Origin of the sequence: Sphingomonas spermidinifaciens, assembly GCF_002351485.1 — a bacterium.
GTDB lineage: Bacteria > Pseudomonadota > Alphaproteobacteria > Sphingomonadales > Sphingomonadaceae > Sphingomonas > Sphingomonas spermidinifaciens.
Window position 1 is genome coordinate 464959 of the sequence record NZ_NWMW01000002.1, and the last position, 14984, is coordinate 479942.

At 67.6% G+C, this 14984-nt stretch carries 15 protein-coding genes and 1 pseudogene; 12 read left to right on the plus strand and 4 right to left on the minus strand.

The features are described 5' to 3' along the window. Positions 1-31: 31 nt before the first annotated feature. Positions 32-2617, minus strand: a complete 2586-nt coding sequence (locus tag COC42_RS12290; protein WP_096343607.1) for a cation-translocating P-type ATPase — start codon at positions 2615-2617, stop codon at positions 32-34. Further along, positions 2607-3047 carry a universal stress protein gene (locus COC42_RS12295; protein WP_096343608.1) on the minus strand — a complete coding sequence of 147 codons (441 nt, stop codon included), beginning with the start codon at positions 3045-3047 and terminating at the stop codon, positions 2607-2609. Before COC42_RS12295 ends, COC42_RS12290 begins: the two co-directional genes overlap by 11 nt. 130 nt (positions 3048-3177) lie before the next feature. Here COC42_RS12295 and COC42_RS12300 point away from each other — a divergent pair, with 130 nt between their 5' ends. After that, entirely contained in the window at positions 3178-3879 is a 702-nt protein-coding gene (locus COC42_RS12300) for a VIT1/CCC1 transporter family protein (RefSeq protein ID WP_096343609.1), read from the plus strand. A gap of 170 nt (positions 3880-4049) precedes the next feature. Here COC42_RS12300 and COC42_RS18230 read toward each other — a convergent pair. Both COC42_RS18230 and COC42_RS12310 read right to left on the minus strand, forming a co-directional pair. Next, positions 4050-4544, minus strand: a pseudogene (locus tag COC42_RS18230) (DUF998 domain-containing protein); the annotation flags it as partial. A gap of 50 nt (positions 4545-4594) precedes the next feature. Then, positions 4595-5008 (minus strand): hypothetical protein, encoded by a 414-nt coding sequence (locus COC42_RS12310; protein ID WP_245844090.1) that lies wholly within the window; start codon positions 5006-5008, stop codon positions 4595-4597. 279 nt (positions 5009-5287) lie between these two features. Between COC42_RS12310 and trbB the strand changes: the two genes are divergently transcribed. From trbB to COC42_RS12365, 11 genes are read left to right on the plus strand one after another with little or no spacing between them, the layout of a single operon-like run. Then, entirely contained in the window at positions 5288-6214 is a 927-nt protein-coding gene (trbB, locus tag COC42_RS12315) for a P-type conjugative transfer ATPase TrbB (protein ID WP_425442850.1), read from the plus strand. After that, positions 6211-6540: a TrbC/VirB2 family type IV secretion system protein gene (locus tag COC42_RS12320; RefSeq protein ID WP_096343612.1), complete on the plus strand. Its 330-nt coding sequence runs from the start codon at positions 6211-6213 to the stop codon at positions 6538-6540. Before trbB ends, COC42_RS12320 begins: the two co-directional genes overlap by 4 nt. Continuing rightward, entirely contained in the window at positions 6540-6818 is a 279-nt protein-coding gene (locus COC42_RS12325; protein WP_096343613.1) for a VirB3 family type IV secretion system protein, read from the plus strand. Before COC42_RS12320 ends, COC42_RS12325 begins: the two co-directional genes overlap by 1 nt. A gap of 7 nt (positions 6819-6825) precedes the next feature. Continuing rightward, on the plus strand, positions 6826-9252 hold the full coding sequence (gene trbE, locus COC42_RS12330; protein WP_096343614.1) for a conjugal transfer protein TrbE: 2427 nt from the start codon (positions 6826-6828) through the stop codon (positions 9250-9252). A 5-nt stretch (positions 9253-9257) separates the two neighbouring features. Beyond that, positions 9258-10007, plus strand: a complete 750-nt coding sequence (trbJ, locus tag COC42_RS12335) for a P-type conjugative transfer protein TrbJ (RefSeq protein WP_096343615.1) — start codon at positions 9258-9260, stop codon at positions 10005-10007. 9 nt (positions 10008-10016) lie between these two features. Next, on the plus strand, positions 10017-10361 hold the full coding sequence (trbK-alt, locus tag COC42_RS12340) for a putative entry exclusion protein TrbK-alt (protein ID WP_096343616.1): 345 nt from the start codon (positions 10017-10019) through the stop codon (positions 10359-10361). 1 nt (position 10362) lies between these two features. Next, entirely contained in the window at positions 10363-11820 is a 1458-nt protein-coding gene (gene trbL, locus COC42_RS12345; RefSeq protein ID WP_096343617.1) for a P-type conjugative transfer protein TrbL, read from the plus strand. A gap of 5 nt (positions 11821-11825) precedes the next feature. Then, a complete protein-coding gene (gene trbF, locus COC42_RS12350; protein WP_096343618.1) occupies positions 11826-12509 on the plus strand; it encodes a conjugal transfer protein TrbF in 684 nt (227 codons plus the stop codon). Continuing rightward, positions 12506-13498, plus strand: coding sequence for a P-type conjugative transfer protein TrbG (trbG, locus tag COC42_RS12355; protein WP_096343619.1), 993 nt, complete (start codon positions 12506-12508; stop codon positions 13496-13498). The genes trbF and trbG overlap by 4 nt, the downstream gene beginning before the upstream one ends. Then, positions 13495-14700, plus strand: a complete 1206-nt coding sequence (locus tag COC42_RS12360) for a TraB/TrbI/VirB10 family type IV secretion system protein (RefSeq protein ID WP_096343620.1) — start codon at positions 13495-13497, stop codon at positions 14698-14700. Before trbG ends, COC42_RS12360 begins: the two co-directional genes overlap by 4 nt. Beyond that, positions 14697-14918, plus strand: a complete 222-nt coding sequence (locus COC42_RS12365) for a DUF2274 domain-containing protein (protein ID WP_096343621.1) — start codon at positions 14697-14699, stop codon at positions 14916-14918. Before COC42_RS12360 ends, COC42_RS12365 begins: the two co-directional genes overlap by 4 nt. Positions 14919-14984: the final 66 nt, after the last annotated feature.

Consider the following 14984-nt stretch of genomic DNA (forward strand, 5'->3'; position numbering starts at 1 on the left):
CGCCGCGCCGGCGAGGCGTTGCGCTGGCGGGTCACGCAGTCCCGGGGCGCCGCCGGAAATGCTTCGCGGCCTCGAGTGCAACCAGCACGAACGCGCCTGCGCCCAGTGCCACCAGGCCATCGGTCCAGCCGAGCGCCGTCATGCCAAGGAGCTTGGCGGCAGCGGGCACAAATTCCGCGAGCGCCAGCGCCGCTGCCGCCAGTGCCGCGATTGCCGCGAAGGCGATGTTGGGACGACGCAGCGCGGTCACGAGCGATGCCGAGAAGGATCGGTTGACCAGAACCAGGCTTAGGATCGTGCCGACCAGCGCGAAGAATGTCGTGCCGCGCAATTCCGCCTCGGGCGCGCCCGCCGCGAGCAGCCAAAGCAGCACGGCGGAGACGCTCGCAAGGGCGGCCAGCCCCTGGGCGATCGACCAGCCGACCAGCGCGCGGGACAATAAAAGGCTACGGGGCGGACGCGGCGGCCGGCGCATGACATCGGCTTCGTCGGTCTCCGCCTCGAAAACCAGTGAGCAGACGGGATCGATGATCATCTCGAGCAGCGCGATATGAACCGGTCCCAGCAGGATCGGCAGGCCGAAGAGTAACGGCATCAGCGCAAGACCTGCGATCGGAATATGTACGGCGACGATGAACCCCATCGCCTTGCGGAGATTGTCGTAGATCCGCCGGCCCATGCGGATCGCGGTCGCGATCGACCCGAAATCGTCGTCCAGAAGAACGATCGCGGCGGCTTCGCGCGCCACGTCGGTCCCGCGACCGCCCATTGCGATCCCGATATCGGCCGCCTTGAGCGACGGCGCGTCGTTTACTCCGTCGCCCGTCATCCCGACGACTTCGCCTGCTGACTTGAGCGCCTCGACGATCCGCAGCTTCTGCTCGGACATGATCCGCGCGAAGACCGTGATGTGCTGCACGCGCCGCGCCAACTCGGCATCATTCATGGCAGCGAGCATGGCTCCAGTGACGACTTCGCCTTCAACGATCCCCGCAGCGCGCGCGATCGCCCGCGCCGTCTCGGGATAGTCGCCTGTGATCATCACCACGCGGATGCCCGCGCTCCGGCATTGCCGCACCGCTTCGGGCACCGATGCCCGCAATGGATCGCGCAGACCTACAAGGCCGCGATAGGCGAAGTCGAACCCGCGCTGGGATTTGGGAAAGTCGCGCCCGCGCCAGCGCGCCTCGGCGACGCCCAGCACGCGCAGCCCTTCGCCGGCCATCGCATCGACCGCGGCACGCATCGCGGCGCGCGCATCGGCGTCCAGTCCGCACAGCTCGGCGATCGCCTCCGGCGCGCCCTTGGATGCGATCAGATGGTCCTCGGCCGCGCCGCCCGTCCGCCACACATGCGACACCGCCAGCAGCCCTGGATCGAGTGGATATTGGTGGCTCAAGTCCCAGTCGGCAGCGCGCCGCCCTGCAGTGCCGGCCTCGCGTTGCGTGCGGCCGAGATCATGAAACGCAATCTCCATCGGATCGAAGGGCTGCGGCGCGCTGGCGAGCAGTGCCAGCTCCGCGATGGGCAGGAATGCTTCGGGAAGCGCTGTTCCATCGGTTGCGAAGGCGCTGTCATCGGAAAGCCTGAGCTCGGCGACCGTCATCCGGTTCTCGGTGAGCGTGCCGGTCTTGTCGGTGCAGAGCACGGTTGCCGACCCCAGCGTCTCGATCGCGGCGGCACGTCTGGCCAGCACGCGCTCGCGCGACATGCGCATAGCCCCCATCGCAAGAAAGATGACGAGCACCACGGGAAATTCTTCGGGCATCATCGACATGCCCAGCGCAATCCCCGCGAGTGCCGCCTCCAGCCAGCTTCCACGCAACAGTCCGAACAGCAGTACCGCGAGGCCGCTGATCAGGACGGCGCCTGCCGCGAACGACGCCACCAGCCGTCGGGTCTCGCGGTACAACCGGGGCGATTGCGTCTCCAGGAGCGCAAGAGACTGGCCGATCCGCCCGATCTCGCTTCTCTCGCCGGTGGCAGCGACCCTGCAGAGTCCACTGCCGCGCACCACAAGGGTTCCCGAAAACACATAAGCGAGACCATCGCCGCCTGGCCGCGGCGCAGCCAGATCTGATCCATCGGGTGCCTCGACCTTGGCGACCGCGACGGATTCGCCGGTCAGCAGCGACTCGTCGAGGGCAAGCGCGTCATTGTCGACTACCCAGCCATCGGCTGGAACCCGGTCGCCCTCGCCGAGCAGGACCAGGTCGCCGCGCACCACTTCACGGCCGGGAATGCGCCGGTGCGCGCCGTCGCGCAGCACTAATGCGCGCGGGCTCGCCATCTCCCGAAGCGCCTCGAGCGAGCGCTCGCTGCGCGACTCCTGGACCGCCGTCACCACCACCGAGAAGCCTGCGAAAGCGAGCAGCATCAGCGCCTCGCCGAGATCGCCGAGCGCCAGATAGATCCCGCCGCCGATCAGAAGCAGCAGGAGCATCGGTTCGCGGAGAACGCCGAGTACGACGCCGGCGAGTGACCGGCGGCGGCGTCGCGCCAGTTCGTTGTAGCCGTCCGTCGCCAGCCGAAGCATTGCCTCCGCTTCGCTCAGTCCGGCGGGCCCCGCACGCGCAGCGGTGGCAGCCGGGTCAGCGGTCGTCTGGTCAGGCGGCATTGGGAACAGCGTCGCGTACCACGAACACCGAGCATTTCGCGTGACGCACCACGCGAGACGCATTCGCGCCGAGCAGATAGTCGCGCATCGCTGGACGATGCGAGGACAGGACGATGAGATCCGCGCCGATCAGCTCGCCGATCGACAGGATCGTCGCATAGATGCCGCCGCATTCGACATGGTGAGCGACCTCACCGGCACCTTCGACCGTGGCGGCAAGCGATCCGAGCTTGGCGCGCGCGGCCTCCATCATCCCGCGAAAGGCAAGCGGCGACCATTGCGCCTCGAGCATGGCGGTGCGCTCGGGCACGACGCTCGCTAGCGACAATTTGGCGCTGAAGCTCTTGCACAGCGCTACTGCCGTCGGCAGCGCCTTCTCCCAGGAGCTTGGCTGGTCGAGATCGACCGGGACAAGAATGCTGCGATACATGTCTGCCTCCTTTAATGCCGGGCGCGTTCGCGCGGCCTTGGCTTGGTGAAGGCTAGGCCAGCACTGAGGGCGCGGCGCTTGGTGATCTTACCTAGTGCGAGCATCGGCGGCCGGTGCGAGGAGGCAAGGCATGCGAAGCGTCACGACCCATCCCGAACGTCATAGCGTCCAGCGGATCGGCTGGCTTCGCGCCGCCGTGCTTGGCGCCAATGACGGCGTCGTCTCGACCGGCAGTCTGATCGTGGGCGTCGCGGCGTCGGACAGCGGCAGCGCGGGTGTCCTTCTCGCCGGCACCGCCGCGCTGGTCGCTGGGGCGATGTCGATGGCGGCGGGCGAATATGTCTCGGTCAGCTCCCAATCGGACAGCGAGCACGCGAACCTGGCAAAGGAACAGCGCGAACTCGCCGAGCAGCCCGGCTTTGAGCATGAGGAGCTCGCGCAGATCTACATCTCGCGCGGGCTCAATCCCGCTCTGGCCGGCGAGGTCGCCAGTCAGCTGATGGCAAAGGATGCGCTCAGTGCGCACGCCCGCGACGAACTGGGAATGTCCGATCTCTCGTCAGCGCGGCCGCTCCAGGCCGCGCTCACCTCGGCGGCGACCTTCAGCGCAGGTGCCGCGGCGCCGCTGCTGATCGCGGCACTTTCTCCCGAGCGGCTGTTGATCTGGCTGGTCAGCGCAACGTCACTGCTCTGCCTGGCCGTTCTCGGCGCGCTGGGCGCGATCGCAGGAGACGCTTCGCCGGCACGCTCGGTGGTGCGCGTCACTTTCTGGGGCGCGCTGGCGATGGCTGTCACTGCCGGTATCGGCAGCCTGATCGGCACGTCGGTCTGACCGCCGCCCGGGCTGCCATAGGAACTCGAACGGCTTCGTGTTCCGGTAGCGTCAATACCGGCTGAGGTTAACGCCCGACCCGTTGCCGGAATTGGGACGACAGTCCCGCAGCCGGATCGACAACAGCCCTCCCCATAGCAGCCAGGCGCCGATGTTGATGCCTCGAAGATGCCGAGGCCGGGCGTCGGCAAGCCGGCATCGAGGCGCGGCGCCTGGAACCCCGCCAGCAACCCAGAGGCCAGCATGATCATGATGGTTGCGGCCGAGAACCAGCGAAAGTCTCCGCGGAGCGTCAGGGCCGCGGAGCCGACCGCCCCGATGATGCAGGCGACGGTGAGACCGGTCAGGACCCGATGCATCGTGTCGCTCAAGTCTCTCGGGCTTCCCCGCATGTGCATCGGGAAAAATGTCGCAATCAGGCCGATCAGGCCGACCGCGATGATGAACGATCCTGTCGCTTTCAGCCCAGCCTGCGCCCGGATTCCGGCGCCGAACCCTATCAGCAGCAAGTCATAGAGCAGGAAGGGCGCGAGGACGATCGAACGGGTGGGGGCGCCGATCGCGCCATACTCACTGACGGCCTGTGCCGTATAGTCGTAGCCGGGCAAGCCAGCGCGGCGGCGAGGTCGATCACCACATACAGCAGCGAGGAAACGAGGCCGCATCGGATCAGGATCTTCGCGGTCGGCATGTCTCTATTCCTGCGCAAAGGCTCTCATGCGTCGGCGAGCGCTTCGCACTCTGTGATCCTGAAGGCGCGTGGCTTTCCGTCGCGTTCGGTGATGGTGACATATTCGCCAAGCCGCAGTGGATGGGTTTCGAGATGAAAGACCGGCTCGTCGTCGGCGTCGCCGGGCGCATAGGAGAAGATCCAGCGGTTGCCGCGATGAAGCAGATAACCGCGCTGATCGGGCTCATCGGGCCAGATGCGCAGCACTTCCGCTCGCTCGGGATGGGCTCGGAGCGCGCGGGCGTCCGCTATCGCGTGGCCGTCGAGCGGCACGCGCAGGAGATACGCATGGGCGGGGGAGCCTTCGGGAAATTCCCGGCTGCGCGCGAGTTCGAGGCGGATGAGGGTCCAGGTCATGCGGCCAGTTTCCGCTGATCGTTTTCCTTCCGGAATACGCAATTGCCCGATGTCGAATCAGACGCGGCGATGCCGGTCGCCGATTCGCGGCGATCTGTTCCGCGAGTGCCGACCACCGCACTTTTCGGCATAACCAAGGTGCCGTCGCTTTCTAAAGCTACGCCAGCGCGCGACGACGCCAGCCTGCTGTTGCAAACCGCAAAAATCGCGCCCCCTTAGTCAGCCCTGTCGCCGGAGCAGCATCGCGCCGGCCTGAAACCAGGGTATCGTGAAGTGAGCGCAACTCCCGTCCGTTCCGAAGCCTCGCGCCGCGGCGCGCGCATGCTGCGGACTGCGCTCGGCAGCTCGATCGCGGCCTGGCTCGACGATCCCGAAATCGTCGAGGTCATGCTAAATCCCGATGGCCGGCTCTGGGTCGACCGGCTTGGTTCCGGACTCGCCGACACCGGGATGACGGTGCCGTCGGCGGACGGCGAACGCATCATCCGCCTCGTCGCGCACCATGTCGGCACCGAGGTGCATGCCCGCTCGCCCCGCGTATCGGCAGAGCTTCCGGAGTCCGGTGAGCGTTTCGAGGGCCTGCTCCCGCCGGTAGTGACCGCACCGGCTTTCGCGATCCGCAAGCCCGCCGTGGCAGTCTTCACCCTCGACGACTATGTCGCCTCAGGCATCATCTCACCCAAGCAGTGCGTGGCGCTGCGCAGCGGCGTCGCGGGTCGCGACAATATCCTCGTCGCCGGCGGCACCGGGACCGGCAAGACGACGCTCACCAACGCGCTGCTCGCTGAAATCGCCGGCACCAGCGACCGCATCGTTCTGATCGAGGACACGCGCGAGCTCCAGTGCACCGCGCCCAATCTGGTCACGATGCGCACCAAGGAAGGCGTAGCGACGCTCGCCGAACTCGTCCGCTCCTCGCTGCGTCTGCGTCCCGACCGCATCCCGATCGGCGAAGTCAGAGGCGCCGAGGCGCTTGATCTGCTCAAGGCCTGGGGCACCGGCCATCCCGGCGGCATCGGCACGATCCATGCGGGCACCGCCCTCGGCGCGCTGCGCCGCCTCGAGCAACTGATCCAGGAAGCCGTCACCACCGTGCCGCGTCCGCTGATCGCCGAGACGATCGGCCTGATCGCGGTGCTGGTGCGCGACGGCGCCGGCCGGCGTCTCGCCGAGCTCGCCCGCGTCCAAGGCCTCGAACCCTCGGGCGAATACAGCCTCACATTCCTCACCGACGGAGAAGTCGAATGAACGTCTCGCTTTTGGCCGTCCGCACTCGTGCGGCCGCTCTCACCACCTGCGCCCTGGCAGCACTCCTCGCCGGGCCGGCGCATGCTTCGGGCTCGTCTATGCCCTGGGAAAGCCCGCTCCAGTCGATCCTGGAGAGCATCGAAGGGCCCGTCGCCAAGATCATCGCGGTGATCATCATCATCGTCACCGGCCTTACGCTCGCCTTCGGCGAGACCTCGGGGGGCTTCCGACGCCTGATCCAGATCGTGTTCGGGCTGAGCATCGCATTCGCCGCCAGCTCCTTCTTCTTGAGCTTCTTCAGCTTTGGCGGCGGGGCGCTGGTCTGATGGAGACGCTCGATCCGGGCGCGGCGATCCCCGGCTATTTCGCCCCCGTCCACCGCGCGCTGACCGAGCAGATCCTGCTCGGCGGCGCACCCCGCTCGGTTGCCATCGTCAACGGCACGCTCGCCGGGGCGGTGGGTCTGGGCCTTCGGCTGTGGCTGGTCGGACTGCTCATCTGGGCCGTCGGCCACGCAACCGCCGTCTGGGCTGCGCGCCGGGACGCCCAATTCCTCGAAGTCGGGCGGCGCCACATGCGCTACCCCGCTTTCCTGCGCGCGTGAGGCGGACATGATGTCTCTCCGCGAATATCGTGCGCGCGGCGCGTCTGTCTCGGATTTCTTGCCCTGGGCGGCGCTGATCGCGCCCGGCGTCGTGCTGAACAAGGACGGCTCCTTCCAGCGAACCGCTGCCATCCGTGGCCCAGACCTCGATTCAGCGACGCCGTCGGAACTGGTCGCAACGGCGGGCCGGCTCAATAGCGCGCTCCGCCGGTTGGGCTCGGGCTGGGCGATCTTCTTCGAGGCGCAGCGCGTACCGGCGCTCGATTATCCCGAGGACGCCTTCCCGGATCCCGCTTCCGCACTCGTCGAGCGTGAGCGCCGCGAGCAGTTCGCCGAGGAAGGCGCCCATTTCGAGAGCGCCTATTTCCTGACGCTGCAGTGGATGCCGCCCGCCGAGGACGCAGCGCGGGCCGAAGGCTGGCTCTATGAAGGCCGATCGCGCTCCGGCGTCGATCCCAGCGAGCTGGTCGCCGGCTTTATCGACCGCAGCACGCGGCTGCTCCAACTGCTCGAAGGCTTTTTGCCCGAAGCGCATTGGCTGGATGACGCAGAGACGCTGACCTATCTCCATTCGACGATCTCTTGTCGGCGGCAGCGCGTCCGCGTGCCCGAGATCCCGATGTATCTGGACGCGATCCTCGCGGACGAGCCGCTGGTCGGCGGTCTTGAGCCCAGGCTCGGCAGCCAGCATCTGCGGACCCTGACCATCACCGGCTTCCCGAGCGCGACCTTCCCGGGCCTGCTCGACGACCTCAACCGACTCGCTTTCCCGTACCGCTGGGTCACGCGCGCGATCACCCTCGACAAGATCGATGCGACCAAGCTCCTCTCGCGGATCCGCCGACAATGGTTCGCCAAGCGCAAGTCGATCGCCGCGATCCTCAAGGAAGTGATGACCAACGAGGCCTCGGTGCTGGTCGACAGCGATGCCTCGAACAAGGCCGCCGATGCCGACCTTGCATTGCAGGAGCTCGGCAGCGACCTGGTCGGCCAGGCCTATGTGACTGCAACGGTCAGCGTCTGGGATCAAGACGCAGGCCTTGCCGCCGAGAAGCTGCGGCTGGTCGAGAAGGTCATCCAGGGCCGCGACTTCACGGTCATCGCCGAAGGGATGAATGCGGTCGAAGCCTGGCTCGGAAGCCTGCCGGGTCATGTCTATGCCAATGTCCGCCAGCCACCGATCTCGACGCTCAACCTCGCCCATCTGGTGCCGCTGTCGGCGGTCTGGGCCGGGCCGACGCGCGACGAGCATTTTGATGCGGCGCCATTGTTCTTCGCGCGGACCGAGGGGTCGACGCCCTTCCGCTTCTCGCTCCATGTCGGCGATGTCGGCCATACCCTGATCGTCGGGCCGACGGGTGCCGGCAAGTCGGTGCTGCTGGCGCTGATGACGATGCAGTTCCGCCGCTACCGGAATGCGCAGATCTTCGCGTTCGACTTCGGCGGATCGATCCGTGCCGCCGCGCTCGCCATGGGCGGTGACTGGCAGGATCTCGGGGCTTCGCCGCAGGATGAGGAGTCGTGCGGCGTCCGCCTGCAGCCGCTTGCGCGGATCGACGACCTAGCCGAACGCAGCTGGGCGGCCGAATGGCTGGCCGCGATCCTGGCCTCCGAAGGCGTGTCGCTCGACCCACAGGCCAAGGAGCATCTCTGGGCGGCCCTGAACTCGCTCGCATCCGCCCCGGTGCCGGAACGGACGCTGACCGGCCTGGCGGTGCTGCTCCAGTCCCAGCAGCTCAAGCAAGCCCTCGGTCCCTATTGCGTCGGCGGCCCGCACGGTCAGCTGCTCGACGCCGAGTCCGAGCATCTCGGGGAAGCGCGCGTCCAGGCCTTCGAGATCGAAGGGCTGGTCGGCAGCGCCGCCGCGCCCGCCGTCCTTTCCTATCTGTTCCACCGGATCGAAGCGCATCTGAGCGGCGCGCCGACGATGATCATCATCGACGAGGGCTGGCTCGTCCTCGACAGCCCGGCGTTTGCCGCCCAGCTGCGCGAATGGCTGAAGACGCTGCGCAAGAAGAATGCGAGCGTCGTCGTCGCCACCCAGAGCCTGGCGGATATCGAGACGTCGGCGATTGCGCCCGCAATCGTCGAAAGCTGTTCGACCCGCATCTTCCTGCCCAATGAGCGTGCGTTCGAGCCACAGATCGCTGCGATCTACCGCCGCTTCGGCCTCAATGACCGGCAGATCGAGATCCTCGCCCGCGCCACCCCGAAGCGCGACTATTACTGCCAGTCGCGCCGGGGCAACCGTCTGTTCGATCTCGGGCTCGGCGAGGTTGCGCTGGCCTTCGCCGCGGCATCCTCGCCCACCGACCAGCGACGCATTGCAGAACTCCTCGAAGCCCATGGCCGCGCCGGCTTTGCGCCTGCGTGGCTGCGCGCCCGCGGCCTCGACTGGGCCGCGGATCTTCTCCCCCTCACTGCCCAGGAGTAAACGTCATGCATATCCGTTCGCTTCGCCCCTTCGCGCTCTCCGGCGCGTCCGCGCTGCTTCTCGCTTGCCTGGCCACGCCCGCCCAGGCCCAGTTCGGCGGCATCGTCTACGACCCGACCAATTATTCGCAGAACGTGCTCACGGCAGCACGGACGCTCGAGCAGATCAACAACCAGATCAGGTCGCTCCAGAACGAGGCGCAGTCGCTGATCAACGACGCGAAGAACCTGGCGTCGCTGCCAACCTCGGCCCTCGCCGAGCTGCAGGCCCAGGTTCGTGCAACCCAGCAGCTGCTCGGCAGCGCACAGCGCATCGCCTATTCGGTGCAGTCGATCGACCAGGTGTTCAGCAGCCGGTACCGGGCCTCGGCGGCGTCCGCCTCGGACCGCACGCTGGTCGACAATGCCCGCGCCCGCTGGGAGGACACCGTCTCCGCCTTCGAGGACGCACTCAAGGTGCAGGCGGGAGTCGTCGGCAATATCGAAGGGTCGCGCGACGCGATGGACCGGCTGATCGGCTCAAGCCAGTCGGCATCGGGCGCCTTGCAGGCAGCGCAGGCCGGCAATCAACTGCTCGCCCTCCAGGCCCGGCAGCTCGCCGACCTGACCGCAGTGGTCGCGGCGCAAGGGCGTGCGCAGGCGCTCGAGGCGTCGCAGCGTGCCGCCGCGCAGGACCAGGCCCGCGAGCAGCTGCGCCGCTTCCTTGCGTCCGGAACCGGCTACCAGCCGACTCCGGCCCAGATGTTTCACCGCTGAGGACGAGCGATGAACATACGGCTTCCCGCTCGCATCGGCGCGTTCGCCTGCCTTGGCGTCGCGCTCGCCATGAGCCTGCTGGCTCTCCGCGACGAGCCGAAGCCGGCATCGCCCCCGGCGCCCCTCTCGACCGACCTGCCCACAGACCCGCTCCAGGCAGCCTTGCGGAGCTGCCAGTTGGCCGGGCAGGCGGCGGGCTCGGATCCAGGCTGCCTCGCGGCCTGGGCCGAGAACCGCCGACGGTTCCTGGGCGCCGCGCCGCCCGAGCCCGTCGCGGACGACGCGCCCGGCAAATCCTCCGACGCGATGGAAATCCCGACCGGCGCGATCTCCAACGATCGGCAGGAGCAATAAGATGGGCGGTACCGGCGTTGTCGACCGATTCCTCGAGGTCTTCACTTCCTACATCGATTCCGGATTTGGCCTGCTCCAGGGCGAGGTCGCCTTCCTGGCGACGACCCTCATCGTCATCGACGTGACGCTGGCCGCGCTGTTCTGGACCTTCGGCGAAGGCGACGACATCATCGCCCGGCTCGTCAAGAAGACCCTCTTCGTCGGCATCTTCGCCTACATTATCGGCAACTGGAACGTGCTCGCGAGGATCGTCTTCGAGAGCTTCGCGGGCTTGGGGCTGAAAGCGTCCGGCACGGGGTTCACGACCGCCGAACTGCTTCAGCCGGGGCGGGTCGCGCAGGTGGGGCTCGACGCCGGCCGACCGATCATCGGCTCTATCTCGGGGCTGATGGGCTATATCAGCTTCTTCGAAAACTTTATTCAGATCGTCGTCCTGCTGTTCGCCTGGGTGGTGGTGCTGCTCGCCTTCTTCGTCCTGGCGGTGCAGCTCTTCATCACCCTCATCGAATTCAAGCTGACGGTGCTCTGCGGGTTCGTCCTGATCCCGTTCGGCCTGTTCGGCAAGACTGCCTTCATGGCCGAGCGCGTGCTCGGCCACGTCATCTCGTCGGGCATCAAGGTGCTGGTGCTCGCGGTCGTCGTCGGGATCGGCTCGACGCTTTTCTCCGAATTCACGAATGCGATCGGCACGGCGCAGCCGACGATCGAGGACGCCATGGCAATCGTGCTCGGCGCGCTCTGCCTGCTCGGCCTCGGCATCTTCGGTCCCGCCATCGCCAGCGGCATCGTCTCGGGTGGCCCGCAGCTGGGCGCCGGTGCAGCGGCTGGGACGGCGCTTGCCGCCGGCGGCGTGGTCGCGGCGGGTCCGGCCGCGGGAGGCGTAGCACTCGGCGCCGCCGGCGGCGCGCTTGCAGGCGCAGGCCGGATGGCCGGCACCGCGACCAGTGCCTATCGCGCGGGTGCTGAGGGAAAGATCGGCATTGCTGGCGTCGCATCGGGTCTTGGCAATGTCGGGCGTACGACTGCCAGCAGCGTGATGTCGCCGCTTCGCCGGGCCGCGGGGATGAGCGGCGGTTCGGGCGGTGGCGCGAGCACCGGCGGTGGTCGTTCCGGCAGCACCTCGGCGGCAGTGCCGTCGCCGGCGGCCGCGCCGGTCGAGCGGGATACGGGCGGGGTGCCCGGGCAGCAGGCCGGAGCTGGCTCCGCCGAGCGCGATAGCGGCGGCGTCCCCACGCCTCACGGTGAAAGCCCCTCGGCGCCGCCCGCTGGATCGGACGAAGAGGCCTCGTTGAAACCAGCGCCCGCGGCGGAAACGCCACGCAGCGAGCCGCCGGCCTGGGCCAAGTCGATGCGTCGCCGTCAAGCCATCGTCCACGGCGCATCCGTCGCCACCCACACATCGCGCGGCGGCGACAGCCGCGGGCCCGGTGCCGCCGTCAGCGTGACCGACAAGGAGTGAACTGAATGTTTCGACGATCGACCGTGCGCTACGGCGCAACGCCTGAGCCCGAGACTCCCTATCAGCGCGCCGGTCAGGCGTGGGACGACCGCATCGGTTCCGCCCGCGTCCAGGCACGTAGCTGGCGGCTCGCCTGCTTCGCGGCGCTGGCCCTCCTGGCGCTGTCGATCGCCGGGCTGATCGGCATGGCGATGCGAGGCACGATCACGCCGTGGATCGTCCAGGTCGACAAGCTCGGCGAAGCCCAGGCCGTCGCGCCGGCGCAGGCCGACTATCATCCGAGAGACCCGCAGATCGCCTATCACCTGGCGCGTTTCATCGAGAATGTCCGCGGCATTCCCGCCGACCCGGTGGTGCTGCGCCAGAGCTGGCTAAGGGCCTATGACTTCACCACCGCCAAGGGCGCGCTCGCGCTCAACGACTATGCGCGGAACAACGACCCGTTTGCCGAGGTCGGCAAGTTCCAGGTCGCAGTCGACGTCTCCAGCGTGATCCGCGCTTCCGACAACAGCTTCCGCATCTCATGGACCGAGCGCCGCTACCAGGACGGCAGCCTTGCAACCACGGAGCGCTGGTCGGCGATCGCGACGGTCGTGATCCAGACCCCGCGCACGCCGGAAGCGCTGCGCAAGAATCCTCTCGGCGTGTTCGTGAACGCCCTCAACTGGTCAAAGGAGCTCTCGCAATGATCCTCGTCCGCCCGCCCATGTTGCTCGCGGCCCTGCCGCTGGCCGCCTGCGCCGCGTCGCACGCGCAGACGCGTCTACCAAACTTCGACGCCGCGCCTTCTGCGGTGCCCGAACCCGAACCGCCCAAACCCGTCGAGATCGTCCGAATTCCCGAGCCTTTGCCGCTGCCGGCTCAGCTCAAGCCGCTCACCGCCTCGGCTGCGCGCGAGCAGGGCGACCCCAAGGCTCGGATCGGCATTGCGAACGCGGCGGCACGCATGCAACCGGTGCGCGAGGGCTTCCTCAACGCGATCCAGCTTTATCCTTGGGCCGAGGGCGCCCTCTACCAACTCTACGCTGCACCCGGCCAGGTCACCGACATCGCGCTTCAGGAAGGCGAGCAGCTCGTCGGATCGGGTCCCGTCGCGGCGGGGGACACGGTCCGGTGGATCATCGGCGACACAGTGAGCGGGACGGGGGCGGGGCGGCGTGTCCATATCCTGATCAAGCCGACGCGCACCGGGCTGGTGACAAACCTGGTCATCAATACCGACCGCCGCACCTATCACCTCGAGCTGCGCTCGACGGCCGATACCTATATGGCCTCGGTCTCCTGGACCTATCCCCAGGATGCGCTGATCGCGCTTACCGCGCGCAACCGTGAAGCTGCCGTCGCGGCGCCGGCGGTCCACAACATCGACATCGACGCCCTGAATTTCGGCTACCACATCGAAGGCGATCGCCCCGCCTGGCGACCGCTCCGTGCGTTCGACGATGGGAGGCAGGTCTTCGTCGAGCTGCCTGCGAGCATCGCCCAGAGCGATCTCCCGCCACTGTTCGTAGTGGGCGCGAAGGGCGAAGGCGAATTGGTCAATTACCGCGTGCGGAGCCGCTATCTGGTTGTCGACCGGCTGTTCGCCCGCGCGGAGCTACGGCTGGCTGCCGGCAAGTCCGAGCAGCGCGTTCGCATCCTCCGTCAGGATAATGCGCGTCGAGGGAAGTCGGAATGAGCGCCGCCGCCAAACCCACCCCGATGGGCGCTGCCGAGCTGCGGTTGCGCGGCGATCCGCCCCGCGTGACGCGGCTGTCGCGCAAGGCCCTGGCCGTCGTCGCACTGGCCGCGACCGCAGGCATCGGCGGTGCGCTGATCTATGCGCTCCAGCCCTCGGGGCCGAAGAGCCCAACCGAGCTTTATGCGACCGACAATCGCGCGACGACCGATAGCCTTGTCGAAGCGCCGAAGGACTATTCGCAAGTTCCAAAGCTCGGCCCGCCGCTCCCCGGCGATCTAGGACGCCCCATCCTCTCCGCACAGCAGCGCGGGGTCGATGTCGCGCCGCCGCCAATGGGCGCCCCGTCGCCGGCGGGCAACGGCGCCGATGCTGCGCAGGCAGCGCGCGAGCACCTTCGGCAGGAACGCGATTCCGCCCGAACCAGCAAGATGTTCGCTGGGGGCGAAAGCGCCTCCGCGTCGGACGCCATGGCTGCACAGGCGTCGCTTCGCCAGCCGGCAGTGGCCGACACTGTCGCGGCGTCCGCCGGCCCGGCTCCTTCCGGGGGCGACCAGGGAGCCAAGCGCAACTTCCTGCGCGCCGTCGACGAGGGCCCGACCGAGAGCAGCCACCGCGTCGTTCCGCCGAGCTCACCCTACATTGTGCAGGCGGGCAGCATCATTCCAGCGGCGCTCATCACCGGCATTCGCTCGGACCTCCCCGGAATGATTACCGCGCAGGTGACGCAGAACGTCTACGACAGCGTGAGCGGCCGGCACTTGCTGGTCCCGCAAGGCAGCCGACTCATTGGCGAATATGATTCGCAAGTCTCGTTCGGTCAGAACCGCGTGCTGCTCGCCTGGGACCGGCTCATCCTTCCCGATGGGCGTTCGATTCAGCTCGATCGGCTGCCCGGCGCAGACGCCGTCGGCCGTGCGGGGCTGCAGGACCGGGTGAACCAGCACTGGGGCGGTATGCTTCGCGCGGCCCTAATCTCGACGCTACTTAGTGTTGGTACCGAGGTGGGGAGTAGTGACGATAACGATCTCGTTCGCGCGCTGCGCCAGGGCACGTCTGAGACCATCGATCGCACCGGACAGGATCTCGTCCGGCGCCAGATGAGCGTCCAGCCGACGCTGACAATTCGGCCGGGCTTCCAGCTGCGCGTGATCGTGACGCGGGACATCGTGGTGGCACCCTGGGGTGGAGAAACGAAATGACACTGAAGCTAGGGCCCATCGCCGACGACAAGCCGGTGAAGGTGTCGATCGATGTGCCTGCTGACATATACCGCGACCTGACAGCTTACGCCGAAGCGCATGCCGCAGAAACGGGACTGCCCTCACAGGGCCCGACAAAACTGATCGTGCCGATGCTCGCTCACTTCATGGCCGATGACCGGGAATTCGCAAAGTTGAGGAGAAGAAGTTCCGGTTGACGCACGTCCCCGGCGGACAAACGCCGTCACCGTGTCCCGACCTCGCTGATCCGCGCCGGCCCTCCG

Coding starts and splice junctions, on each gene's coding strand:
- trbB (WP_425442850.1), top strand. CDS start 5,288: ATGCTGCGGACTGCGCTCGGCAGCTCGATCGCGGCCTGGCTCGACGAT.
- trbL (WP_096343617.1), top strand. CDS start 10,363: ATGGGCGGTACCGGCGTTGTCGACCGATTCCTCGAGGTCTTCACTTCC.
- COC42_RS12325 (WP_096343613.1), top strand. CDS start 6,540: ATGGAGACGCTCGATCCGGGCGCGGCGATCCCCGGCTATTTCGCCCCC.
- trbF (WP_096343618.1), top strand. CDS start 11,826: ATGTTTCGACGATCGACCGTGCGCTACGGCGCAACGCCTGAGCCCGAG.
- COC42_RS12360 (WP_096343620.1), top strand. CDS start 13,495: ATGAGCGCCGCCGCCAAACCCACCCCGATGGGCGCTGCCGAGCTGCGG.
- trbE (WP_096343614.1), top strand. CDS start 6,826: ATGATGTCTCTCCGCGAATATCGTGCGCGCGGCGCGTCTGTCTCGGAT.
- COC42_RS12320 (WP_096343612.1), top strand. CDS start 6,211: ATGAACGTCTCGCTTTTGGCCGTCCGCACTCGTGCGGCCGCTCTCACC.
- COC42_RS12295 (WP_096343608.1), bottom strand. CDS start 3,047: ATGTATCGCAGCATTCTTGTCCCGGTCGATCTCGACCAGCCAAGCTCC.
- COC42_RS12290 (WP_096343607.1), bottom strand. CDS start 2,617: ATGCCGCCTGACCAGACGACCGCTGACCCGGCTGCCACCGCTGCGCGT.
- trbJ (WP_096343615.1), top strand. CDS start 9,258: ATGCATATCCGTTCGCTTCGCCCCTTCGCGCTCTCCGGCGCGTCCGCG.
- trbG (WP_096343619.1), top strand. CDS start 12,506: ATGATCCTCGTCCGCCCGCCCATGTTGCTCGCGGCCCTGCCGCTGGCC.
- COC42_RS12365 (WP_096343621.1), top strand. CDS start 14,697: ATGACACTGAAGCTAGGGCCCATCGCCGACGACAAGCCGGTGAAGGTG.
- trbK-alt (WP_096343616.1), top strand. CDS start 10,017: ATGAACATACGGCTTCCCGCTCGCATCGGCGCGTTCGCCTGCCTTGGC.
- COC42_RS12300 (WP_096343609.1), top strand. CDS start 3,178: ATGCGAAGCGTCACGACCCATCCCGAACGTCATAGCGTCCAGCGGATC.